Below are 23,050 nucleotides of genomic sequence, written 5' to 3'. Positions count from 1 at the left end.
GCACGGTGGTTGAGCCGATGAGGAGCGGAGCGACGAGGCGTGTCGAAACCTCAGACGGCCGAGCTCGTCGACGCAACCACCACGGACGAGTCCCGGCTCGATCAGCAAACACCACCGAGGCGTCAGCCGACCGGCTCGACCGGCCGTTCCACGGTCGCCATCTCACGGATGCCGCGGACGAGCGGCCGGGCGACGATCAGCAGTGCCACCACCGACGCGCTCAGCGAGCCGACGGCGACACCGACGAGTCCCAGCGGTCCCAGCAGCACTGCACTGCCACCCACGGTGAGCACCATGACGACGATCTGTGCCGCCACCATCAGGCGCAGACGCCGTTGCAGCTGGGCGACGAGATAGTAGGTGGTCACGCAGGTCTGCACGATCGAGTCGACGGCCATCACCATCATCAGCGGGGCAGCGGCATGCAGATAGTCGGGGCCGGTGAACCACAGGACCAAGGGTCCGCCGATGGCGAGTCCGCCGGCACCGAGTGCGGTGACGGCGGCGAGCATCCGGCCGAAGCGACGAAGCAGTGCCGGGCGGTCGGCGTCGGGCAGGGCCGCCTCGACCACGAACGCCGACCCGACTGCCGCGCGCAGCAACCCGACCGCCGAGCACATCGTCCAGGCCAGGTTGAAGTAGGCGTTCTGGGTGGTACCGGCCTGGTGGACCACCAGCAGCGGCAGCACCAGTGGGGTGACCGACGAGACCAGCATCATCGCGAAGAACGCGCTCTGGAACGACAACAGTTCCCGTCCCCCGGGCAGCAGCGCGTGGGACTCGTCGCGACGGCGCAGCGCCACCCGGAAGCCGTGGAAGATGGCGATCGCGGTGATCACCGCCGCCGCCACCGCCCAGGAACCGGTGATGACGAAGGCGGTCGGGGTCGCGGTGATGACGACGAGCGGAACGATCTTGATCGCCGACAACCCGATGTTCTTGGCCGCCACCGCCGGCGCCTGCCGTAGGCCGGTGAGGATGGGGTCGCAGATCGCGTACTGCGCGAAGACGATCACCATCGCGACGAAACCCCACCGTTCGCCGGTCGAGAACAGCAGCCGGTCACCGAATCCGAGCAGCACGAATCCCGTGCCGAGCAGGGTTGCGGTCGCGGTGATCAGCAGGTGCCCGCCGAGTAGCAGCCGCACCGTGCGATCGCCCGACACCGGCAGGAAGCGTTGGTAGGCGCCACCGAGCGACAGGCAGGCCAGCGACGAGAGCACCGTGGCCGAACTGATGATCGCCGACGCACGACCCACCTCCGAGGTGGGGAAGTGATGCTCGGCGATGATCCAGTAGACCAGTCCGAGGGCACCGGTGCCGACCGACGACAGCATCAGCGCCGACGCATTGCGCACCAGAAGATCTCGTCCGGAGGGCCTGCGGCTCATGACGGCACCCGCCAGGTCCACCCGGGTCCGACCTTGCGGGCGAACAGTGCGGGGCCGGCGAGTGCCTCGGCCAGCAGTGTGTCGTCGAGTTCCGGCGGAGAGCTGGCGTCGTCGTCGCGCCAGTCGATGAAGTGCTGGGCGTGCAGGATGTGGTCGGCGGCGGGACTCTCGGAGTAGTCCTGACCGATGCGGTCGGCGAGCGGGGATGCCTTGAGGATCGACGGGACGAGGATCTCGTCCGGGCACAATGCGAACCGCAGGTCCGCGCACCAACTCGGGTCGTCGGCGATCGCGGAGCGAACGATCTGCATCGCGTCGTCGGTCAACGACCACCACATCGATCCCTGGTAGAGGGGATGGGTGGGCGGGCGCCGCCGGATGCGCCCCGACATCCGGCGCAGGACCGGACGATCCGGGAAGTGGACGTGCGTCACCTTGTGTGCGTGCGGCGCACCGGGACGCAGGGCGTGGTCGATCCGGACGTACTCGGTGTCGGTGGCCCAGCTCGCGAGCAGGTCCGGAACCGATCGCAGCAGCACGTCACGCCCGGACACCAGGGTGTGCCGCCGATACGGGACATCGGTCGCCGCAGCCGTCTCGATCAGGGAGAGCACCGCCGAGACGACGCTGAAGCCGCCCCAGCGCACGGGAACCCGGTCGGCATCGGCGACGAAGTGCACCCGATCGTCGGTGGCGAGTGCCGCGGCGAACGGTTCGGGTGCGACCCGGGCGTCGATGTGCGCGTACACGTCGATCTGCCGATGTCGCAGCGATGCGACCAGATCGGCGAACAGTCGGGGTTCGTCGTGCGCGATGACGTACACCGCGTGGCGGTCGGTCACGTGCGCACGCCGGTGAGCGCGTCGGTGACCACGGCCGCCGTGTGGTCGACATGCGGTGCACGCAGCATGCCGTTGTGGTCGCCGGGGACCGTGTGGATGCCGTGGTGGGCCGGGGCGACGGTGTCCCACCACTCGTGCGGGTCGGGATTGTCCTGTGCGAGAACGACGGTGGCCGGACCCGCCCAGGGGCGTAGGCGGTGCAGCATCGCGGTGCGCCGCCCCAGTTCGTGGAACAGCGACCACTGCTGCTGTGCCGGTCGCGGCCACCAGCCCGCGGTGAGCAGGTGCAGACGCGTGCGCCACAGATCACCGGCGTCCGCCCCGGCTGCGTCCGGGTCCGCCACCGAATCCGGTTGTGCCGGTGCTTGTTCGGCGGGGTCGACAGATGTGAAGAGGTGTCCGGAACGACGCTGCAGCGGCCCGGAGAGCACCGTGTCGAGGTAGACGACATGCTCGACGGTCTCCCCGTCGGCGGTGAGTATCCGGGCGGCCTCGGTGGCGATCACCCCACCCAGGGAATGTCCGATGAGGCGGTAGGGGCCGTGTGGTGCGATCGCCCGGATGTGGCGCACACCGCGCCGGGCGGCGGCGGTGACCGTCCAGTCGGGGATGCCGCGTGTCTCGAGTCCGTGCGCGTGCAGGCCGATCACCCGGAACCCCGACAACCGGCGGGCCAGCGGTGCGAATGCCAGCGCCGATTCGCCTGCGCCGCCGAAGGCGAACACGATCGGCCGGGTGTCGGTGTGGCCCTCGCCGAGTTCGACGATGTCACCGCCGGTGCGTTCTGGTCCGGCCGCGTCGATCGCGGTGGCCATCGCGGCGAGGGTCGGGTGGGTGACCGGCGCGGAGGCCGGGAGGGTGACACCGAAGGCGTCCTCGACCCGGCGCAGCAGGGTGACCATGGTCAGCGAGTCGGCGCCGAGTGCGACGAGATCGTCGTCGGTGCCCACCTCGTCGACACCGAGCAGATCCGCCCACATCGGTGCCAGCAGTCGTTCGGTGGTGGTGCGCGGCGGCACGTGGTGGGGGCGTCGCGGGGGCAGCGGCAGTGCGGCGCGGTCGATCTTGCCGCGGGCGTTGCGCGGCAACGCCGACAGCAACACGGTGTGCGTGGGCACCATGAACGCCGGGAGCGCGGCGGCCATCGTGGTGCGCACGGTGGCCAGTGACGGCGGCGAGTCGCCGGCCGGGGGAGCGAGGTAGGCGACGAGTGCGGTGCCGCCGGGGGTGCCGTCCTGGGCGGTGCGGTCCAGATCGGTGCGCGCGACCACCACGGCCTCGCCGATCCCGGGGACGGCGCGTGCGGCGGCGGTGACCTCACCGATGTCGACGCGGTAGCCGCGGATCTTCACGGTGTCGTCCACCCGGCCCGCGAGGTGCAGCTCGCCGTCGACGATGCGACCGCGATCGCCGAGCCGGTGGCGTCGCACGCCCGGGGAGACCTCAGGGAAGTCGGTGCACCGACCGTCGACGACGTAGCCGAGCGACAGATACGGGGAGGTGAGTTCGATGATGCCGGTCGCGCCGGGCCCCAGCTCCGATCCGTCGTCGTCGAGGATGCGGAACTGCTTGCCCGCGGCGAGTTTCCCGGCGGGAACCGTTCCCTCGGGCAGCGGTCGCTGCGGCGGGTAGACGCCGAAGGCGAGGTTGCCGGTCTCCGACGAGCCGGACCGGTTGACGAAGGTGACGTGCGGTGCCACGGCGCGCAGTCGTGCGAGGTCGGCGGCGTCGAGCGCCTCTCCGCAGGTCGCGACCAGACGCACCGCGGCGAGGGCCGCCTCGGCACCGGACTCGGCCAGCAGGGGACGCAGCAGCGCCGGTGACAGATGCACCGAATCGGCATGCCACCGGGTGAGGGTCGCGACGGTGTCGGCGACGCCGTCGAGACGTGCGTCGATCAGGTGGAGCTCGCCACCGGCCAGCAGGGTGGTCACGGTGATGTCGAGGCCGCCACCGAAGGCGATCGGCAGTGCCTGTGCCACAGCGGTTCCGGGGACGATCCCGAGCTCCGCGGCCAGTTCGTCGGCCTGGTTGAGCCACAGGGCATGGCCCTGGCGGACGGCCTTGGGGGCACCGGTGGAACCCGACGTGAACGCCAGCAGCGCACATCCGGGCAGCGTGAGCGCCTCGGCCTGCTCCCGGATCACCGCGACCCGGGACCGCGGCGACGACGCATCGATCGCCACCAACGGGTGCGTGGAGAACAGGATCGTCAGCAGATCGAGCACCGCGTCCGGGGAGCCGTCGGCGACCACCGGTACCGGACGATCTGCCGGCAGGTCCCGGGTGAGCACCGGCGTGCGGTCGGCGATCTCCCGGGCGAGCTGTGCGTAGGTCAGGACCCGCTCACCGACGCGCAGCGCCGTCCGGACGGCGTGGGCGCCGACCGTCGCGGCGAAACGGCCGGTGAGTGTCTCAGCGTTCGTCACAGAACTCGGTGATGGGCAAACCCACGTGCCGCGCCTCGGTGGGGACGTATCCGAGCAGCACGTCGCCGGCCTTGAGCTCGGTGACGTTGTTGACGCTGCCGCCGGGGCCCAGCAGCCGCACATGCCAGTCGTCCTGGGCGATCACGTTGATCGTCTTGCCGTCCGGGCTGGTGGCGGTGATGGAGATCAGGGGGCGTCGCTCGATCTTGACGCGCCCGATACGCACCTCACGGGCGGTGCCGTCGGAACGCACGGCCAGGATCGGCTGACCGGCGCGCAGCTCGCTCACGTAACGGGTGCGGTTGTCGGGGGTCATCACGTAGGAGTGCACGGCGCCGGCATTCCAGCGGAAGGGCCGGGTCGGCATGTACGGCAACGGGTGGGTTTCGCTGCACGACAAGAACATTCCGGATGCGAACGAGCCGATCAGGCAGCCCTCGTCGAGTTCGAGCAGCGAGCAGGTGTCGATGCAGGCGCGCTCGCCCATCCCGATGTGCTCGACGGTGGTGACGGTCAGGTGCGACAGCTCGACGCGGTCGGCCGACGGGGTGAGGATCTGGGCGAGTGCGACCACGTCGTCGGCGTGACGCGGGGCCAGCAGCAGGCCGTCGGAGCCGTGCTCGAGGACCAGCTTCACGATCTCGGCGTCCTCGATGTCGTTGACGACGGTGATGGTCTTGCCGCCGGAGTTCTCGGCTGCGGCGATCACGATCTCGAGCGGGATCTTGGTGGGATCGGTGAAGGTCAGCACCGTCCACGGGGTCACCCGCACCAGATCGCAGGCGCGGGTAAGGGTCGGGGCATCGGAGACGATGACGTGCACGGCGGCCGGGTTCGGCGCGGTCGTCTCGGGATCGGTGGCCTCCGACAGCAGGAGCGCATCGTCGAGATCGCCGTGGTCGGCGGCCAGGATGCGACGGATGGTCGGGGGAAGGTCGGACAGGACCGCCGGGTCGTCGGCGACGATGCCGTCGAGGCCCTGGTTGAGCGCGGCGGCGATGACCGCGTCACGCACCGGTCCGGTCAGCCCGCGGACATCGACCCAACCGAAGTGCCCGGCGGTGCGGACGCGGTTGCCGGCGTCGGCTTCCGGGACGATGTGGTCGGTGACGATGGTGGTGGGGGTGCTCGGTGCCATGGTGGTCTCCTGTGAAAGTGAATGGATCGGCCGCTGCGGATCGGGCGGGACGGGCTGGTCAGGCCGATTCGAGGGCGGGCAGGATGTCGGTCGGTACGACGCGCCGGTGGACGAGGTCGGCCAGGGTGTTGACCACTCGGGCCGGGTCGTCGGCGTCGAAGATGTTGCGGCCGAAGCTGAGTCCGGCGACGCCGCCTTGCAGGACCTCGGCACCGAAGGCGATCGCGTCGTCGTCGCTGCGGGTCGCACCGCCGGCGACGTAGATCGGCAGGGGAGTGGTGTCGACGACCCGTTCCATCGACTCGGGGGAACCGGTGTAGTCGAGCTTGACCATGTCGGCACCGAGGTCGGTGGCGATCGCCGCGAGGTGGGCGACGGTCGCGGCGTCGGGACGGGGAGCCTGCCGGGGACCCCGCGCGTACATCATGGCCAGCAGCGGGACTCCGAGGACCTGGCACTCCCGCGACACCGCGGCGAGGTCGGTGAGCTGCTGGGTCTCGGTCTCCGACCCGACATTGACGTGGATGCTCACCGCGTCGGCGCCCGATCGCAGAGCTGCGTCGACGCCGCCGACGATCACCTTGGCATCGGAGTCCAGTGCGAGGGACGTGCTCGCGGACAGGTGGACGATCAGCCCCATGCCGGTGAAGGCCTCCGGAGCGATCTGCGCCACGCGTCCTCGGTGGAGCACCACCGCGTCGCAGGCGGTGCGGGACAGCATCCGCACGATGTTCTCGGTATGGTTGCGTGGTCCGAGCGGCCCGATCGTCACCGAGTGGTCGAGCGGCACGATCTGCGCTCGCCGGGTTGCCGGGTCGGTGATCCGGGACAGTCGGATTGCCTTGCCCCCGTACGCAGGTGGGCGGCGATGACCGTCCGGGATGTTGCTCATCTGATGCTCCTGGCTCCATGGGACTCAGCAGGGAATGTCGGATATGTCGGCAAACGACTCTGGCGACAAAGCATTAGGGTAGGCTACCCTGCAGGATGGACGCAATTCGGGGTACCGTGTGAGTTGGACCACGGTGTCCGATATTGAGGTTTGCTCTTTCTTTTGGTTAGGCTTACCTTCGGTTCAGGTTTGGCGCAAGCTGCCGAGACCCAACTCCCACTGTCCGACCGCAACGAGCGGAGCATTTCATGTACGACCATGCCAGATCCACGGTGACCGGGCTGCACGGGATCTCGGCGGTACCGTCGGCCGACTCGGGTAAGCCCCGGCCGAGTGTGTCGGTCATCATCCCGGCCATGAACGAGGCGAAGAACCTCCCCTACGTTGCGTACCGCATGCCCCTCGGGATCGATCAGATCGTCTTCGTCGACGGGCATTCCGCCGATGACACGGTCGCCGTCGCCCGCAAGCTCTGGCCCGACGCCACGTTTGTCACGCAGACCCGTTCCGGCAAGGGCAACGCCCTGGCCTGCGGTATCGAGGCCTGCACCGGCGACATCATCGTGATGATCGATGCCGACGGGTCCACCGACCCCGCCGAGATCCCGCTGTTCGTCCAGGCTCTGCTCGACGGTGCCGACCTCGCCAAGGGAAGCCGGTTCGTCGGCGCCGGCGGCAGTACCGACATCACCACGCTGCGCCGCTGGGGCAACAAGGCCCTGAACCAGATCGTGAACACCTACTTCCATACGAAGTTCACCGACCTGTGCTACGGCTACAACGCTTTCTGGGCGCGTCATGCCGAGCAGATCGAGCTGCCCCCGACCCACTACACCCGCGCCCAGTGGGGCGACGGATTCGAGATCGAGACCGTGATCAACGTCCGTCTGGCCACTGCGGGGCTGAAGATCAGCGAGGTCGGGAGTTTCGAGGGTCCGCGACTGCACGGGCGCAGCAATCTCAACGCCTACAGCGACGGAATGCGTGTGCTGCGCACCATCAACCAGGAGTTCGCGCACTGGAAGGATCATCGGTCCAAGGTGCGTAGCGGTGTGCGCGCCGGTGCCGCGGTGGAGAAGGCCGCCGACGAGCTCGCGGGTTGAGTGTTCGCGAGCGTTCGTCACTCGCACGTAGTTCCCTGGCGCTGGCGGTCTCCGGGCTGCTGACCGCCGCGATGGGGCTGGTGTACTGGGTGCTGGCCGGCCGGCTGTACCCGGCGCGTGAGGTGGGTGCCGCTGCGGCGGTGATCACCACCGCGACGATGCTCTCCGCATTCGGGAACCTCGGTATCGGTGCCTATCTCGAACGGTTCCTGCCGCTCGCGGGTGACCGTGCGCGATGGCTGCCGGGTATCGGGCTCGCTGTCGGCGCCGGGTGCGGCGCACTGCTCGGCGTCGGTTTCCTCCTGGTGGGTCCCACCGGCGAGATGTTCGACGGCATGGGCGAGATGGCGCTGTTCCCACTGATCGTCGTCGTGCTGTCGATGTTCGCCCTGCTCGACCACCTGAGCATCGCCATGGAGCGCGCCCACTGGGCGGCGGGCAAGAACGTGGTGCATGCGGTGGCGAAGCTCGCCGCGGTCGTCGTCTTCGCCGTGGGCGCCGACCGGATGGGACTGGTCGGTTCCTGGATTCTGCTCGCCGCCATCACCGGCGGGGTGGTGTGGTGGTGGGCCGCACGTGAACTCGCAGAGCGCGCCCGTTCTGTACCCGCCGGACATCTGTTGCCGTCGAAGGGTGTTCAGGGGCGGTTCCTGCTCGGCAACTACGGCGTCTACGTGGCCGGTGCCATCACGCCGTTGATCCTCCCGCCGATCGTGATCGGCAGGGTGGGCGCGGCGCAGAACGCCTATTTCTCCATCGTGTGGTCGCTGGTGAGCGCCGTACTCGTGTTGTTGACCATGCTGATCGGACCGTATGTGGCGGCGACGAGTACGGACTCGGCGACCGCCGACACCTCGGATGGCTCGTCGCTGAGACACACCCGCACCTTCGTCGCGACGCTGATCGGTGGAGCGAGCGCCGCAGCGCTGTGCCTGGCGTTCCTCGGTCCGATCATCCTGCGGATCGCAGGACCCGACTACGCCGAGTTCGGCACACCGCTGCTGCGGGTGGGTGCCCTGGCGCTGCCGCCCGCTGCGGTCGCCCTGTGCTTCGTGGGCGTGTGCCGGGTGCGGTGCAATCTGGCTCCGGCGCTGGCCGTCCAGATCGTCAGCGCGACCATCATGCTGACCCTCACCACCCTCTGGATCGGTGAGTACGGCCTCGTGTCGGCCGGTTGGGCGATGGTCATCGCCGAATCCACCGCCGCCGTCCTGGTGGCCGTGCCGTTGGCCCGGGCCGTGCTGGGCCTGGCTCCGCTGGCGCCTGCAGCATGATTCGGTAGTTGAGTCGGGATCCGCACGACCGTAACGGCGGCACCATGATTTGGTGGTTGAGCCGGGATCATATCGACTTTCAATGGCGGCACCATGATTTGGTGGTTGAGCCGGGACCGAGCCGGAAGGGCGAGGACCCGTGTCGAAACCTGGTGAGTCGACGGTGTTGGTGACCCGGTTGGACGTAGGTTACGTCGCGAGGTCGGCCGGCGGAGGTTTCGACTTGCAAGGGCGGCAACAAGATTTGGTGGTTGAGCCGGGACCGAGCCGGAAGGGCGAGGACCCGTGTCGAAACCTGGTGAGCTGACGGTGTTGGTGACCCGCTTGGACGTGGGTTACCTCGCGAGGTCGGCCGGCGGAGGTTTCGACTCGACTTGTCGCTAGTGGTTCGTTTCTGAAATTGTTTGACGGTTGGCCTTTTTCAGGATTTCATCGGCGGTCTTCGTCCAGACGAATGGATGTTTCCGATTGTTCCAGCCGGTGATGAATTGCCGGATCTTGGCGTTGAGGTCGGTGACGCTGGTGAAGATGCCGCGGCGGATCGCTTGCCGGTCGATGATCGCGAACCACACCTCGACCAGGTTGAGCCAGGAACCCGAAGTCGGGGTGAAATGGGTGTGGAACCTCGGATGCGCCTGTAGCCAGGCCCGTACTTCGGGGGTCTTGTGGGTGGCGTAGTTGTCCATGACCACGTGCAGCTCCTGGTCAGGGTAGGCGCGGTCGATCTGCCGGAGGAACGACAGGAACTCCTGGCGCCGGTGTTTCGGCTTGACCGCTGCGGTGACTTGCCCGGTCGCGATCTCCAACGCGGCGAACAACGTCGTCGTCCCGTGACGCTTGTAGTCATGGGTACGTCGTTCCACATCACCGGGCCGGACCGGCAGCATGGGGGCGGTCCGGTCCAACGCTTGGATCTGGCTTTTCTCGTCCACACACAGCACGATCGCATTGTCTGGTGGGGCCAGATACTCCCCCGACCACGTCGGTGACCTTGGCTACCAACTCCGGGTCGGTGGAGAACGTGAATGTCTCGGCTCGCCAGGGTTGTACCCCGTAGGCCCGCCATGCCCGGGCCACCGTGGCGTTACCGATACCGAGGTGCTCGGCCAGCAACCGTGAGGACCAGTGGGTGACCCCGTACTTCTTCGGTGGTGGCTTCAGAGTTGTGGTGATGATCCGTTCGGGATCGACATGTCGGGGTCGCCCGGACCGAGGGGCATCGTCGAGACCGCATATGCCTTGCTGGATATAGCGTTTACGCCACTTCCATACCGTTGTCGTGGTCGTTGCGGTTGCGTCCGCGATCGGTGCGTTCGCGAGCCCGTCAGCGGCCAGCAACACGATCCGGGCACGCAACGCCAGGCCCGAAGAGATCGTCGTGGCACGCGTCCACGACAACAACACATCCCGATCACCATCCCGAAGGATCAATGCTGGGGCCGGAGAATTAGCCATGCGGTAATTCTCACAAATCCACAAGAATTTAGGAACTAACGACACTAACCACTAGCGCTCCTCGTCGGCTCAACCAGCAATGGCAGCAACCGTATTGGGTTGAGACGGGCGTTGCCGAAACCCGGTGAGCCGACGGTGTTGGTGGCCCGGTTGGACGTAGGTTACGTCGCGAGTTCGGGCGGCGGAGGTTTCGACACGACTTGTCGCTAGCGCTCCGCGTCGGCTCAACCAGCAATGGTTGAACGGTGATCGATAGAAACCAGCACGCAGTGACACGGTGATTTGAGGCTTATGGCCCCAACCATCAACGGCGGCACCATGATTTGGTGGTTGAGCCGGGACCGAGCCGGAAGGGCGAGGACCCGTGTCGAAACCTGGTGAGTCGACGGTGTTGGTGACCCGCTTGGACGTGGGTTACCTCGCGAGGTCGGCCGGCGGAGGTTTCGACTCGACTTGTCGCTAGCGCTCTTCGTCGGCTCAACCAGCAAGGGCTGCAACAAGATTTGGTGGTTGAGTCGGGATCGACTCGCACCGGCGCAGCGTCTTTCGGCGAGTCTCTACTTGATCTGCACTGCGCCCGGTGTGGGTTTGCCGTATCCGGCGGTCAGGAAAGCCTTTTCGTCGTCGACGGGCTCGTAGACGGCGACCCAGTCGATCTCGACCTCGGCGCGCTCGGGGCGCGGTTCGTGGTCGTTGCACGGGTTGAGGCCCCAATCGGCGCGGCGCTCGCACGCACCGGCCTCCACCTGCAGACCCAGCCACATGGGGGTGCTCGGGACCATGTCCGCGGTGCGGACCTCGGCCCACACCTTGCCGTTGTGCAGATATCGGATGAGTCCGGGTAGCCACTCCACGCCGACGGTGTGCCACTCGGCGAAGTCCCCGGTGAGGTCGGCGTGCGCCTTCTCGTTGCTGCCGTCGGCCTTCCAGTGCACGAACGCCGACATCGCGTCGCGTTCGGAGGCGACGCTCTCGGCGAAGTCGATCTCCGGCGGCCACTGCTCGTTCTGCGGCCACAGCAGCATGTGATACGAGAGGTCCGCGGAGTGTTCGGCCCGCATCCGGATCTCCCAGCGCCCGTACTGCTGGGTGACGGGGTAGTTCGACACGCCGCCGGTCACCCAACCCGCCGAGGTGCGCTTGCCCGAGAGGGTGAGCACGCCGTCGCCGACCGACACCATCGTCTTGTCCCAGTGGCCCACCGGGTTTCCGCCGGGCCGGCCGGAGTAGGTGCTCCAGCTCGAGCCCAGGTCGCACCGATCGAAGGTGTCGACGAACGTCGATTTCCACAGCGTCGGGTCGACATCGGTCGGGGCCTGACCCGAGCCCTCCACCGTTCCGGTGCGGACGCAGCGATTGGTGGGCTCGGGGTCGTCGGCGAAGATCGCGCAACCACCGAGGAGCAGTGCGACAACCGCTCCGAGCGCCACTCCCAGCAGGCGTCGGCGAAGGGTCATGAGAGGGCCATGTCGATCAGACGGTGCAGGGTGAGACCTGCGGACAGGATGACCAGGATCGCCAGCACGATGCTGATCCGATGGGCCAGCGGGCCACGGCCTTCGGTGCCGCCGTCGCCGACCTGCACCTCCCGCAACACCATGCCGGCGGCGATCAGCAGTCCGCTGGCGATGAAGAACACGACGGTGAAACTCATCGGGTACCCGCCTCCTCGCGGCCGGTGGCCCGCAGGATCTCGATGCTGTCGGTCCGGGTGATCACCTCGTAGGCGCCCGATGCGACGAGCCCGTCGATCTGCGCCTGCGCCCGATCGGTATCGGCACCGTATTGCAGCGCAGACATTTTCATTCCCTGGTTCGTGATGTAGACGTAGTCGGGTGACCGCTCGGCGACACACTCGCCGAGGTTCTCGAGGCATTCGTTGGAATCGATGTAGGAGAACCGCGGGCCGGTGGGATCGAGGACCCGTCGGGGCGCGATCGTGTGGGGTGCGTGACCGATGCTCATCACCCGCGTCTCGGGTTCGACCGACTGGATGAAGTCCATGCTGAGGACCACTTCGTCACGGGTGGAGGCCTCGAAGGCCGTGTTCAGGCCGCGGTTGGTGGTCTCCAGGCAGCCCAGTGCGACGACGCCGAGCCAGATCAGCACCAGCCCGGCGATACGCGACCAGCGTGCCGGGTGGGGGATGGCGCGACGCACCATCGCGCCGACGGAGGCCAGTGCGAGCGCCGCATACGGGGCGAGCATCGGGGACGCCAGCAGGAACGAACGGATCACCATCTCGCCGCCGTAGCTCTGCAGGACAACGAGGAGAAATGGTGCGGCACTGAGCAATCCGCCGACCAGCCAGGCACGCGAGGAACGGTTCAGGCACCACCCGACAAAGGCGACCGCGGCGAACCCGCCGGAGGCCAGCATGCGGAGATACTGCATTCGCGTGTAGGTGGGGTCACCGTTGAGGCGATCGCTGACACCCGAACCCACCGACTGTCCCACCTGGCCGATGTCGTCGACGATCGACTGCATGTGACCGAACCAGAAGTCGGTGGCGCCGTAGGAGAACCATGCGGCGAAGATCAGGCCGGCCGCGATCCAGAGGGTGCGATAGCGGGTGGTGCCGGTGACGGCGAACGCCACCAGCGCCATCACGGTGAGGATCGGCGTCATCTGGTGAGCGACGACCAGCGCCGTCACGATCAGCAGCAGGACGATCTCCATCGCCAGGGTGCGGCCGGGCCCGTAACCGGGGACTCGCCCCGGGGTACGGCGCAGCAGACCGACGATCCGTCGGACACCGCGGGTGCCGGGGTCGGGCAGCGGGGCCGCGCGGAGTTGCCAGAGCAGCACGCCGATGATCGCGACGTAGCCGATCGTGGCCAGCGCCTGGGGGGCGAAGTAGTCCTGCTGATACCAGTTGAACCCGTGGTAGAGCAGCACCGCTACCCATGCCAGCCGCGCACGGCCGGTGATCGCGACCGCGATCGCGTAGAGCCCGAACGACAACGCGACCCCGGCCACCAGCGGAGCCCACACCAGCAGGTCGACGGTGTCGTCGAGGCCCGCCGCGGTCTGTACGTGCGCGAACAGCGAGAAGAAGCCGGCCCAGCTGAACCGGGCATCGATGTGGTCGGGAAGCCGATGTCCCTCGGCGAGCACGTTGATGAATCCGCGGTGGACGAACGATGTGGGGATCGAGGTCTCGCCGGTGGCGGCGCCGACCAGCATCGTGTTGTACACGACGGCCATCACCACACTCGCCGACAACACGATCGGATCGAGCCGGCGTGCGGTCACGCCGACGACGATCACGGCCGCGAGCAGACCGAGACCGACGAAGTACCAGATCGTGAGGTGGGCGATCACACCGAAGTGTCCGACGGTGAGGATGTCGAGCAGGTCGGCGGCGACGATGAAGCAGACCAGCGACGCGGCCAGACCGGCGAGTGAGAGCCAACGCCGAAGGGTCCAGTCGGCGCGACCGAGCCGCGACGACGGCGACCGGGTGGTCCCGGGCACCGATCGGAACGCCCACAGGCAGCCGAGCAACGATGCGACCGCGATGACCGCCTGGGTGACGAGCGGGTTCCACAGCTCTTGGATGATGGTGCCCTGGGTCACCAGGATCTGCGTGGACGTCGACACCGCGACGATGAGCACCGTCGACAACGCCCGACCCGGGACCCGCAGCGCCACCACGATCGGGATTCCCGGCAGCAGGAGCACTCCGGCGCACACGATCAGGGTCCGCGCCCAGGCCGGGGGTGCGTCGACCCCGGCCGCAACCAGGATGTCGACGACCACCAGGAGCGCGGCGAGGACCGCGCCGATCCACAAGGTGGTGCGAGGGTTCCACCCGTAGGCGACGACGCGGGTGTCGGCCTCGGGGGAGCCGGGACGTTCTGCGGTCTCCAGGGTCGCCGTCACCGCTGTGCCTCGGCGCGTCGGGCCGCGCGGTAGCGCAGGTGTCCGCGGACGAACAGGAACGGGCCGGCGAGATAACCGCGGAGTTCCCGGTGCCGGAGTTCGGCGGGCCACCCGTCACGGGCGAATGCCGACGCGGTCTCCTGGTCGGGGACCAGCAGCAGTTGCACCCCCTTCGGGAGGCGGGCCAGCACCGCGAACACGTGGCGGCTGAACAGCAGTTTGGTCAGGGCCGCCGACATCCCGGTGCCGTAGCCGTAGCTCTGCACGCGCAGGTCGTCCATGTTGTCGCGGTGGTAGTGCACCACGACGGCATTCGGGCGGTAGGCGATGGCGTCGCCGTCGAGGATCACCGCCCGCAGCACGTCGAGGTCCTCCCCGCCGCGGGTCGGGGTGCCGGTGCCCAGCCGTAGGTCGAAGCCGCCGATCCCGTCGAGAACGCCGGCGGCGAAGGCCATGTTGTTGCCGCTGCCGAACTGGCCCGCGGTGTAGGGGAAGAACGCATTGTGCGGTCCGGAGACGCCGGCGGCGAGGTGGGCGGGGTGCGGGTTCAGTGCCCAGATGACGTCGGCGGCGCCCTTGTCGAAGACCTTGGCGTTCTCGAACATCTCCTGCAACTGTGTCGGATCCTCGACGCCGATCACGCGACCGGTGACCACGGCGACGGTCCCGGTGGGGTCGTCGGTGAACGCGGAGACGATCTGGCTGACCCAGTCGCGGCGGGGTCGGGCGTCGTCGTCGGTGAAGGCGACGACCCGGCCGTGGGCGGCGTGGTTGCCGGCGTTGCGGGCGGCGGAGATACCCGGGACGGGTTCGTCGACGATCCGCAGCCGCGGGTCGGTGTGATCGGCGAGCAGGGCACGGGTGTGTCCGCTGGTGGGCCGGTTGTCGACGACGATCACCTCGATGGCCGGGTGATCCTGGGCGAGGGCGGCCTCGACGGTCTCGACCAGCAGGTCACGCCCGACGGTGGGGATGACGATGGACACGAGGTCGTCGCTGCGGATCGCCCCGACCGCGCGGCGGGGTGCGGAGCCGGTGTCCGATGCGGTGGTGCGGCCCCGCGGGGTCAGCATCTGTCGCACGGTGCCCGCGGCGGTACCGGCGACGGTGGCCAGCACGCCGATCAGCATCATGGCCAGCCGGGCGAGTGCGGTGACATCACCACGAACCAGCTGACCGAGGTAGCGGCCGACGCCGGAGCCGATGGTCCGCACCAGATAGGTGGCCTCCGCGGAGAAGGCATCGCCGGAGCCGGCGATCTGGCGCAGGGTGGCCTTGGACTTGCCTTCGTGGCGACAGCGGGAGATGAAGTAGCGCAGCGTCTCCCGTGACGGCGACACGGTGTGGTCGACGGCGAGGCCGGTGGTACGCAGGATGCGCCCGCCGGGGAAGGTGCGGTGCAACTCGATCCCCATCAGGGTCTCCTCGCAGCCGACGGGCAGGTCGTCGACGCGCCCGAGCCGGTCGGTGAACCCGCCGATCTTCTCCAGTTCGACGCGGCGCACCGCCATGGCGGCCCCGATCGGATTGCGGATGTCGGCGCCGTCGGCCGCGATACCGCGATAGTCGCAGCCCACCACCCAGCCGAACTCGTCGGGGAACCACCGCGGTGCGGCACCGGAGGCCCATGCCGGGTCCACCTGACCGCCGATCGCCAGGACGGCGGTGTCGGTGAAGGCGGCGCGGGCGGCGGCCAGTCCGCCGGGGCGCAGCACCGCGTCGTCGTCGAGGAAGACGACGACGTCCTGTGTGGCGTTGGCGACACCGGTGTTGCGGGCCCCCGACAACCCGCGGGTGCCGGTGTTGGCCACCACCGTGGCGCGGTCGTCGCCGGCCAGGCGGGCATCGAGTTCGGTGCGCAGTGCATCGTTGTGGTCGACCACCACCACGAGGCGGTCGCCGTCCTCGGTCTGGGCGAGGGCGGCGTCGATCGCACGGGTCAGCAGGTCGCGGCGGTCAGCCGTATAGCAACAGATGACCACGCAGACGCTGATGGCACGCGGGTGGGCAGAGGGCACCGGGAGGGCTCCAAACATCTCTTCGGAAACAATTCACCTGAACTGGCACTAAGGTGAGGCTAAGCTAGTGTAGTCGAGGCTATCGAATCGGTCATCCGGGGTGTCCGTTCGGGCCTGATCGTGCGCCCGGAGTGTGGCGCCGACCTCACGATTCCGGGGATCGCGACCCCGCCCCGTAGACTCGAACGTCGTGATCACCGCGACCGACCTGGAAGTCCGAGCGGGCGCCCGGACCCTGCTGTCGGCGCCCGGCCCTGCACTGCGCATCCAACCGGGCGACCGGATCGGGCTGGTCGGGCGTAACGGCGCCGGCAAGACCACCACTCTGCGCATCCTCGCCGGCGAGACCGAACCCTATGCGGGCACCGTCGTCCGCAGCGGGGAACTCGGCTACCTGCCGCAGGATCCCAAGGAGGGCGACCTCGACGTTCTCGCCAAGGACCGGGTCCTCTCGGCGCGGGGACTCGATTCGATCCTGCACGAGATGGAGAAGCAGCAGGCCCTGATGGCCGAGGCCGCCGACGACAAGGTGCGCGACCGCGCCGTCGCCAAGTACGGCCGGCTCGAGGAGCGGTTCTCCGCCCTCGGCGGCTACGTCGCCGAGTCCGAGGCCGCCCGTATCTGCAACAGCCTGGGGCTGCCCGACCGCGTCCTGGGCCAGCCGCTGCGCACCCTGTCCGGTGGTCAGCGTCGTCGAATCGAGTTGGCGCGCATCCTGTTCGCGGCCTCCGACGGTTCCGGCAAGTCCACCACGACGCTGCTGCTCGACGAGCCGACCAACCACCTCGACGCCGACTCGATCACCTGGCTGCGCGGATTCCTGCAGAACCACGACGGCGGCCTGATCGTGATCAGCCACGACGTCGATCTGCTCGCCGACGTGGTCAACAAGGTGTGGTTCCTCGACGCCGTGCGCGGTGAGGCCGACGTCTACAACATGGGCTGGAAGCGCTACCTCGACGCGCGTGCCACCGACGAACAGCGGCGTAAGCGCGAACGTGCCAACGCCGAGAAGAAGGCGTCGGCACTGCGGTCGCAGGCCGCCAAGCTCGGCGCCAAGGCCACCAAGGCCACCGCCGCACAGAACATGCTCAAGCGTGCCGAGCGGATGCTCGACTCCCTCGACGACGAGCGGGTGGCCGACCGCACCGCCAAGATCCGTTTCCCGGATCCGGCCCCGTGCGGCAAGACCCCGCTGATGGCGTCGTCGCTGACCAAGGCCTACGGTTCGCTGGAGATCTTCGCCGGCGTCGACCTCGCCATCGACAAGGGGTCACGGGTGGTGGTGCTCGGCCTCAACGGTGCCGGCAAGACCACCCTGCTGAAGGTGCTCGCGGGCGTCGAGACGCACGACACCGGGACCATCGAGCCCGGGTTCGGCCTCAAGATCGGTTACTTCGCGCAGGAGCACGACACCCTCGACGACGATGCGACCGTGTGGGAGAACATCCGCCACGCCGCACCGGATGCGGGGGAGCAGGACCTTCGCGGACTGCTCGGTGCGTTCATGTTCACCGGGCCACAGCTCGAACAGCCCGCCGGCACCCTGTCCGGCGGCGAGAAGACGCGTCTGACACTGGCCGGTCTGGTGTCGTCGGCGGCCAACGTGCTGTTGCTCGACGAGCCCACCAACAACCTCGACCCCATCTCGCGTGAGCAGGTGCTCGACGCGCTGCGCAGCTACTCCGGGGCCGTGGTGCTGGTGACCCACGACCCCGGTGCGGCGGCGGCGCTCGATCCGCAGCGCGTGATCCTGCTGCCCGACGGCACCGAGGACCACTGGAGCGACGAGTATCAGGAACTCATCGAGTTGGCCTGAGGACAGTACGCCTTCTTCAGGATGCCCTTGACGAGCTTGCCGGTGGGGGTGCGCGGCAGGTCGTCGACGAAGTCCACGCTGCGCGGGGCCTTGTACTTGGCGATCTTCGAGACGGTGAAGGCGAGCAGTTCGTCGGCCAGCTCGTCGGTCGGCGAGTATCCGGGGGCGAGCTGCACGCAGGCCATCGCCACCTCGCCGAGTTCGGCGTCGGGCACCCCGATCACGCCGACGTCGAACACCGCCGGATGGGTGACGAGGACGTTCTCGGCCTCCTGCGGGTAGATGTTCACCCCGCCGGAGATGATCATGAACGCCTTGCGGTCGGTCAGATACAGGTAGCCCTCGTCGTCGACGTAGCCCACGTCTCCGGTGGTCGACCAGTTGTCGTGCTGCGGGTGACGGGCCTGGGCGGTCTTGGCCGGGTCGTTGTGGTACTCGAAGGCGGCCTCTTCACGTTCGAAGTAGACCAGGCCGACCTCGCCGGTGGGCAGGTCGTTGCCCGCCTCGTCGCAGATGTGCACCACTCCCAGGAGTGCCTTGCCCACCGAACCGGGTCGTTCGAGCGCCTCCTGCGGGCCGATGAAGGTGGCGCCGGCGGCCTCGGTGGAGGCGTAGTACTCGTGGATCACCGGACCCCACCACTCGATCATCGCCCGCTTGACCTCGGCCGGACACGGTGCCGCCGCGTGCACGGCGATCTTCATGCTGCCGGTGTCGTACTTGGCGCGGATCTCGTCGGACAGCTTCAGCATCCGGATGAACATCGTCGGCACCCACTGGCTGTGGGTCGCGTGGTACTTCTCGATCGCCGCCAGGGCGTCCTCCGGATCGAATCGGTCCAGGAACACCACGGTGCCGCCGACAGAGTTGGTGACTCCGCAATACCGAAGCGGCGCAGCGTGATACAGAGGTGCGGGGGAGAGGTAGACGCTGTTCTCGTCGAAGCCGTACATCGGTGCGAAGATCGCGGTATAGGCGTCGGGGATCTGGTCGACCTGGCCTTGCGGCAGCGGGGTCTGGATTCCCTTGGGGCGCCCGGTGGTACCCGACGAGTAGAGCATGTCGGTGCCGCGCGGCTGATCGGTGCGCGGGGTGCGGTCGGCGGCGGCGAGCACGTCCTCATAGGACGTGAACCCGTCGATCTGTCCACCCCAGGCGATCCGGTGGCCGGGCTGGGCGAGCGTCGCGATCTCACCGGTGCGCGCGACGGCCGCCGCCACCGACGCGCCGGCGAGCACCACCTTCGCCGCGGAGTCGGTGAGGATGTAGTTGGTCTCCTCGTCGGTCAGGTGATGGTTGATCGCCGTGATGTAGAGGCCGCTGCGCAGGGCCGCCCAGTACGCCTCGAAGATGTGCAGATCGTTCTCCGAGACGACGGCGATGGTGTCCCCGGGGCGGAGGCCGAGACCCTCGAGGTGGTTGGCGAGCGCGGTGGAATTCTCGTCGAGTTCGCGATAGGTGAGCTGATCTCCCGTGGCGGCGCGGATCACGGCGGGCTTGTCGGGGGTGCGGGCGGCGAAGACTCCAGGGAACACACTCTCTCCTCACTGGGCGGGGCGACGGTACGGCTGATTCGTGACGTGGATCACCCGTAGTGGAACCCAGGTTATAGCGAGCGCTCAGTCAGTGGCGGGGAATCGCCGATGATGTTGTCCGGCCCGGTGTTCGGCCACGGGTTCTTCCGAATGACCGCGCGTGTCGTCCACTGTCGGACACGCTCGGTTTGGCCCTATTGTTCTCGGCATGCCGATCGATGTTCACGTGTTGGGCGCACTGCGCGTGCAGGTGGACGGTGTCGACGCCGCACTCGGCGGGCCGATGCCCCGGGCACTGCTGTCACGACTGCTGATCGCCGGCGGCGACACCGTCCCGGCCTCGGCCCTGATCGACGAACTGTGGCGTGGTGCACCGCCGCGTTCGGCCTCGGGCACCCTGCAGGGTTATGTCTCCACCCTGCGACGCGGCATCGAACCCGCGCACGGTCGCGAGACCCCGACGGTTCTCGTCCGCACCGGCGCCGGCTATGCCCTGCATCTGCCCGACGACGCCCTCGATGCCGACCGCTTCGTGGCGCAGGCCCGGCGTGGGCACACCGAACTGGCGGCCCGCCGCCCGGAGCAGGCCCGCGACCTGTTCGCCGGGGCCCTCGCCATGTGGACGGGCCGGGCCTACGCCGACGCGGAGGGGTGGGAGTTCGCCGAGGTCGAGGCCGACCGGCTGGAATCGTTGCGCGCCGACGCCGTCGACGGGCACCTCGCGGCGATGTCGGCATGCGGCGACCAGGAACTCGTCATCGCCGAGCTCACCAAACTGCTGCGGACCAACCCGCTGCGGGAGAAGTGGTGGGAGTTGCTGGCGCTCGCGCAGTACCGGGCGGGACACCAGGCCGAGGCCCTGGAGAGTCTCCGGCGTGCCCGTCGCGTCGTCGCCGACGAGCTCGGTACCGATCCCGGGCCGTCGCTGGTGGCCCTGCACACCGCGATCCTGCGACAGGATCCGTCGCTGTTGCCGACCCGACCGATCTCGGCCGGAACCGATTCCGCCGCGGCGGGTGCCGGCGCCGCTCACCCCGGCGCCGATGGCCCGGCCGCAGATCACGTCAGAATCGACCGCGGGACACCCCGACGTCACATCCCGACCGCACTGACCTCGTTCGTGGGCCGCGACGCCGAGGTCGCCGAGGTGACCGCGATGCTGCGCACCGAACGTCTGGTCACCGTCACCGGACCCGGCGGGATCGGCAAGACACGCGTCGCCCTCGCCGTGGCCCAGGGCCGGGCGGCAGACGGCGGGGAGACCGACGGGCCGTGGTTCCTGGAGTTCTCCGGTGCCCACGATCACGATGCCGTCGTCGACACCCTGGTGCGGGTGCTGCGGCTGACCGCCCCCGGCGGCCTCGACACCGTCGCATCCCTGCTCGCCGAACGCGAGACCCTGCTGGTCTTCGACAACTGCGAACACATCGCCGACGAGATCGCCAAGGCCGCCCTGGGTCTGCTCACCGCGTGCCCGCGGCTGTCCATCCTGGCGACGAGCCGGGTGCGGCTGGGCGTACCGGGTGAGTCGGTCTACGTGCTCGCCCCCCTGGCCGACGGTGCATCGCTGTTCGCCGAGCGGGCACCGGCGGCCGCCGGCTTCGAGAACCGCGGCGACATCATCGCCCTGTGCGATGCGCTCGACAACCTGCCGCTGGCCATCGAGCTGGCCGCGGCCCGCAACTCCGTGCTCTCCGTGCGGCAACTGCGTGAACGCCTCGACGACCGGTTCGCGATGCTCCGCCACGATCGGCGCGGGGCACCGGGCGCCGGCGGTGACCGGCACATCAGCATGGAGGCCGCGATCGATGCCTCGTACCGGGCGCTCGACGACTCGCAACGGACCCTGTTCGACGCGTTGTCGGTGTTCGAGGGCAGCTTCGACTTCACCGCCGCGGAGGCGGTGACCGGCCACGGGGTGCGGCTGCTGCCGGACCTCGAGGCGCTGATCGACTCGTCGATGGTGACCGTGATCGGTGGGGACCCGCGTCGCTACCGGATTCTGGAGACCCTGCGCCAGTACGCCCGCGAGCATCTCGCCGCCGACGTCGCCGCCGCGATCGACACGGCACATCTGGAGTGGGTGCGCGAGTTCAGCCGACCGGTGTTCGCCGGACTGCAGGGCCCCGACAGCCTCGGCTGGACCCGTCGGATCGACGTCGAGATGCCCAACATCCATGCGGCCCTTGTCCGCAGCCGCACCGACGACCCGGTGGCCTACCTCGAGATCGTCGGCAACATCGTGTGGTACTGGTACCGCCGCGGGCTGATCGACGAGGGGGTCCGGATGCTCGACCCGGTGGTCGCGGCCGCCGGCGACCCGGCGGTACCCATCGCTGTTCGGCTGCGCGCGCTGACCGGCGCGATGATGATCGCCTACCTGTGTGGCGACCTCGCCTCGCTGCTGTCGACGATGGGAGTCGTCGACGGGCTGATCGCCGACGGCGACCTGGGCCTGGAGACCCGGGAGGACCGGTTCGTCTTCGCCGATGCCACTCTGACGCTGGGCAACTTCCAGGCGGGGGCCGGACTGGTCGAGGAGGGGTCGGCACGGGCACGGGTGGCACTCGAGATCGCCGCCAGCGACGATCAGGGCTGGCTGGAGACGGCCGCCCGGATGGTGCTGGGCGCCGCGGCCTTCCGCGCCGGTGATCACGAGACCGCCGGCGTCGAGTTCACCCGGTCGGTGGAGATCGGTCGCGAGCGCGGACACGACTGGGTGGTCGGGTCGTCGCTGTGGATCCACGCCAAATGCGACATCGCCGGGGGGCGGATCGACGGACCCGCACAACGCAAACTCGCCGGACTCGTCGACATCACCCGCAGTACCGACGACCTCACCTCCTGGATGACCGCGATCGACACCCTGGCCTGTGTGGCGTTCCGCCGCGGTGATCATGCGACGGCCGCCCGGCTGCTCGGTGTGGTCGCCCGGCACACCGAGCGGACCGGGTACCGGCCCGATGCCATGGACATCGTCGACCTCGGTCCGTGGGTGGCGCAGATCCGCGACGAGGTCGACGACGACGTGTTCGCCGAACACCACGCGATCGGACGTGCACTCACCGATGCCGAGGCCGACGACTTCGTCGCCGCCTGCCTGTCCTGACGCCCGACGCGACCCGGACCGGAGCCGGCCGGGCCCACACCGGATCTGGGAGGGCCCGGACCTGACGCACACCCGACCCGACATGGCGGCGAGTATCGCGCCGTCCACTTGGAATCGGCTGGGAACGCCGGGGCCCGCAACCTCAGGCGACTCACAACCG

14 protein-coding genes and 1 pseudogene are annotated in these 23,050 nt (G+C 68.7%); 4 read left to right on the top strand and 11 right to left on the bottom strand.

Features of this window, described 5'->3' with window-relative positions:
* Positions 1-122: 122 nt before the first annotated feature.
* From Q9K23_RS01245 to Q9K23_RS01225, 5 genes are read right to left on the bottom strand one after another with little or no spacing between them, the layout of a single operon-like run.
* On the bottom strand, positions 123-1,391 hold the full coding sequence (locus Q9K23_RS01245; RefSeq protein ID WP_152972625.1) for a polysaccharide biosynthesis protein: 1,269 nt from the start codon (positions 1,389-1,391) through the stop codon (positions 123-125).
* A complete protein-coding gene (locus Q9K23_RS01240; RefSeq protein ID WP_053776511.1) occupies positions 1,388-2,233 on the bottom strand; it encodes a beta-1,6-N-acetylglucosaminyltransferase in 846 nt (281 codons plus the stop codon). Before Q9K23_RS01240 ends, Q9K23_RS01245 begins: the two co-directional genes overlap by 4 nt.
* The gene (locus Q9K23_RS01235; protein ID WP_305950352.1) at positions 2,230-4,662 is read right to left on the bottom strand and encodes an AMP-binding protein; all 2,433 of its coding nucleotides are present in this window, start codon (positions 4,660-4,662) and stop codon (positions 2,230-2,232) included. Before Q9K23_RS01235 ends, Q9K23_RS01240 begins: the two co-directional genes overlap by 4 nt.
* Positions 4,649-5,800 (bottom strand): 3-dehydroquinate synthase II, encoded by a 1,152-nt coding sequence (locus tag Q9K23_RS01230; RefSeq protein WP_020792370.1) that lies wholly within the window; start codon positions 5,798-5,800, stop codon positions 4,649-4,651. Before Q9K23_RS01230 ends, Q9K23_RS01235 begins: the two co-directional genes overlap by 14 nt.
* Before the next feature lie 58 nt (positions 5,801-5,858).
* Positions 5,859-6,692, bottom strand: a complete 834-nt coding sequence (locus Q9K23_RS01225) for a 2-amino-3,7-dideoxy-D-threo-hept-6-ulosonate synthase (protein ID WP_020792368.1) — start codon at positions 6,690-6,692, stop codon at positions 5,859-5,861.
* Positions 6,693-6,940: 248 nt separating this feature from the next.
* Here Q9K23_RS01225 and Q9K23_RS01220 point away from each other — a divergent pair, with 248 nt between their 5' ends.
* Both Q9K23_RS01220 and Q9K23_RS01215 read left to right on the top strand, forming a co-directional pair.
* A complete protein-coding gene (locus Q9K23_RS01220; protein ID WP_020792371.1) occupies positions 6,941-7,795 on the top strand; it encodes a glycosyltransferase family 2 protein in 855 nt (284 codons plus the stop codon).
* Positions 7,792-9,069 carry an oligosaccharide flippase family protein gene (locus tag Q9K23_RS01215; protein WP_053776513.1) on the top strand — a complete coding sequence of 426 codons (1,278 nt, stop codon included), beginning with the start codon at positions 7,792-7,794 and terminating at the stop codon, positions 9,067-9,069. The genes Q9K23_RS01220 and Q9K23_RS01215 overlap by 4 nt, the downstream gene beginning before the upstream one ends.
* Positions 9,070-9,449: 380 nt before the next feature.
* Here the strand turns inward: Q9K23_RS01215 and Q9K23_RS01210 are convergent.
* From Q9K23_RS01210 to Q9K23_RS01190, 5 genes and pseudogenes are all read right to left on the bottom strand, one after another.
* Positions 9,450-10,524 (bottom strand): annotated as a pseudogene (locus tag Q9K23_RS01210) (IS630 family transposase).
* Positions 10,525-11,081: 557 nt separating this feature from the next.
* Entirely contained in the window at positions 11,082-11,981 is a 900-nt protein-coding gene (locus Q9K23_RS01205) for a glycoside hydrolase family 16 protein (RefSeq protein WP_020790812.1), read from the bottom strand.
* Positions 11,978-12,178: a hypothetical protein gene (locus Q9K23_RS01200; RefSeq protein ID WP_053777203.1), complete on the bottom strand. Its 201-nt coding sequence runs from the start codon at positions 12,176-12,178 to the stop codon at positions 11,978-11,980. Before Q9K23_RS01200 ends, Q9K23_RS01205 begins: the two co-directional genes overlap by 4 nt.
* Positions 12,175-14,409 (bottom strand): hypothetical protein, encoded by a 2,235-nt coding sequence (locus tag Q9K23_RS01195; protein WP_261977894.1) that lies wholly within the window; start codon positions 14,407-14,409, stop codon positions 12,175-12,177. Before Q9K23_RS01195 ends, Q9K23_RS01200 begins: the two co-directional genes overlap by 4 nt.
* A complete protein-coding gene (locus tag Q9K23_RS01190; RefSeq protein WP_305950351.1) occupies positions 14,406-16,427 on the bottom strand; it encodes a glycosyltransferase in 2,022 nt (673 codons plus the stop codon). Before Q9K23_RS01190 ends, Q9K23_RS01195 begins: the two co-directional genes overlap by 4 nt.
* Positions 16,428-16,617: 190 nt before the next feature.
* Between Q9K23_RS01190 and Q9K23_RS01185 the strand changes: the two genes are divergently transcribed.
* Positions 16,618-18,246, top strand: a complete 1,629-nt coding sequence (locus tag Q9K23_RS01185) for an ABC-F family ATP-binding cassette domain-containing protein (protein ID WP_053777202.1) — start codon at positions 16,618-16,620, stop codon at positions 18,244-18,246.
* Here Q9K23_RS01185 and Q9K23_RS01180 read toward each other — a convergent pair.
* Entirely contained in the window at positions 18,222-19,781 is a 1,560-nt protein-coding gene (locus tag Q9K23_RS01180; protein ID WP_053777201.1) for an AMP-binding protein, read from the bottom strand. The genes Q9K23_RS01185 and Q9K23_RS01180 overlap by 25 nt on opposite strands.
* Before the next feature lie 208 nt (positions 19,782-19,989).
* Between Q9K23_RS01180 and Q9K23_RS01175 the strand changes: the two genes are divergently transcribed.
* Positions 19,990-22,890 carry a BTAD domain-containing putative transcriptional regulator gene (locus Q9K23_RS01175; protein ID WP_305950350.1) on the top strand — a complete coding sequence of 967 codons (2,901 nt, stop codon included), beginning with the start codon at positions 19,990-19,992 and terminating at the stop codon, positions 22,888-22,890.
* Positions 22,891-23,050: the final 160 nt, after the last annotated feature.

Origin of the sequence: Gordonia sp. NB41Y (assembly GCF_030718915.1) — a bacterium.
In the GTDB taxonomy this organism is placed as follows: Bacteria; Actinomycetota; Actinomycetes; order Mycobacteriales; family Mycobacteriaceae; genus Gordonia; species Gordonia desulfuricans.
Note: the sequence above shows the minus strand (reverse complement) of the source record. Positions and strands in the feature narration are given on the sequence as shown.

Excerpts from the sequence above, each read along its gene's own strand:
- Q9K23_RS01245 (WP_152972625.1), bottom strand. The coding sequence starts at position 1,391 with ATGAGCCGCAGGCCCTCCGGACGAGATCTTCTGGTGCGCAATGCGTCG.
- Q9K23_RS01230 (WP_020792370.1), bottom strand. The coding sequence starts at position 5,800 with ATGGCACCGAGCACCCCCACCACCATCGTCACCGACCACATCGTCCCG.
- Q9K23_RS01225 (WP_020792368.1), bottom strand. The coding sequence starts at position 6,692 with ATGAGCAACATCCCGGACGGTCATCGCCGCCCACCTGCGTACGGGGGC.
- Q9K23_RS01220 (WP_020792371.1), top strand. The coding sequence starts at position 6,941 with ATGTACGACCATGCCAGATCCACGGTGACCGGGCTGCACGGGATCTCG.
- Q9K23_RS01205 (WP_020790812.1), bottom strand. The coding sequence starts at position 11,981 with ATGACCCTTCGCCGACGCCTGCTGGGAGTGGCGCTCGGAGCGGTTGTC.
- Q9K23_RS01200 (WP_053777203.1), bottom strand. The coding sequence starts at position 12,178 with ATGAGTTTCACCGTCGTGTTCTTCATCGCCAGCGGACTGCTGATCGCC.
- Q9K23_RS01175 (WP_305950350.1), top strand. The coding sequence starts at position 19,990 with ATGCCGATCGATGTTCACGTGTTGGGCGCACTGCGCGTGCAGGTGGAC.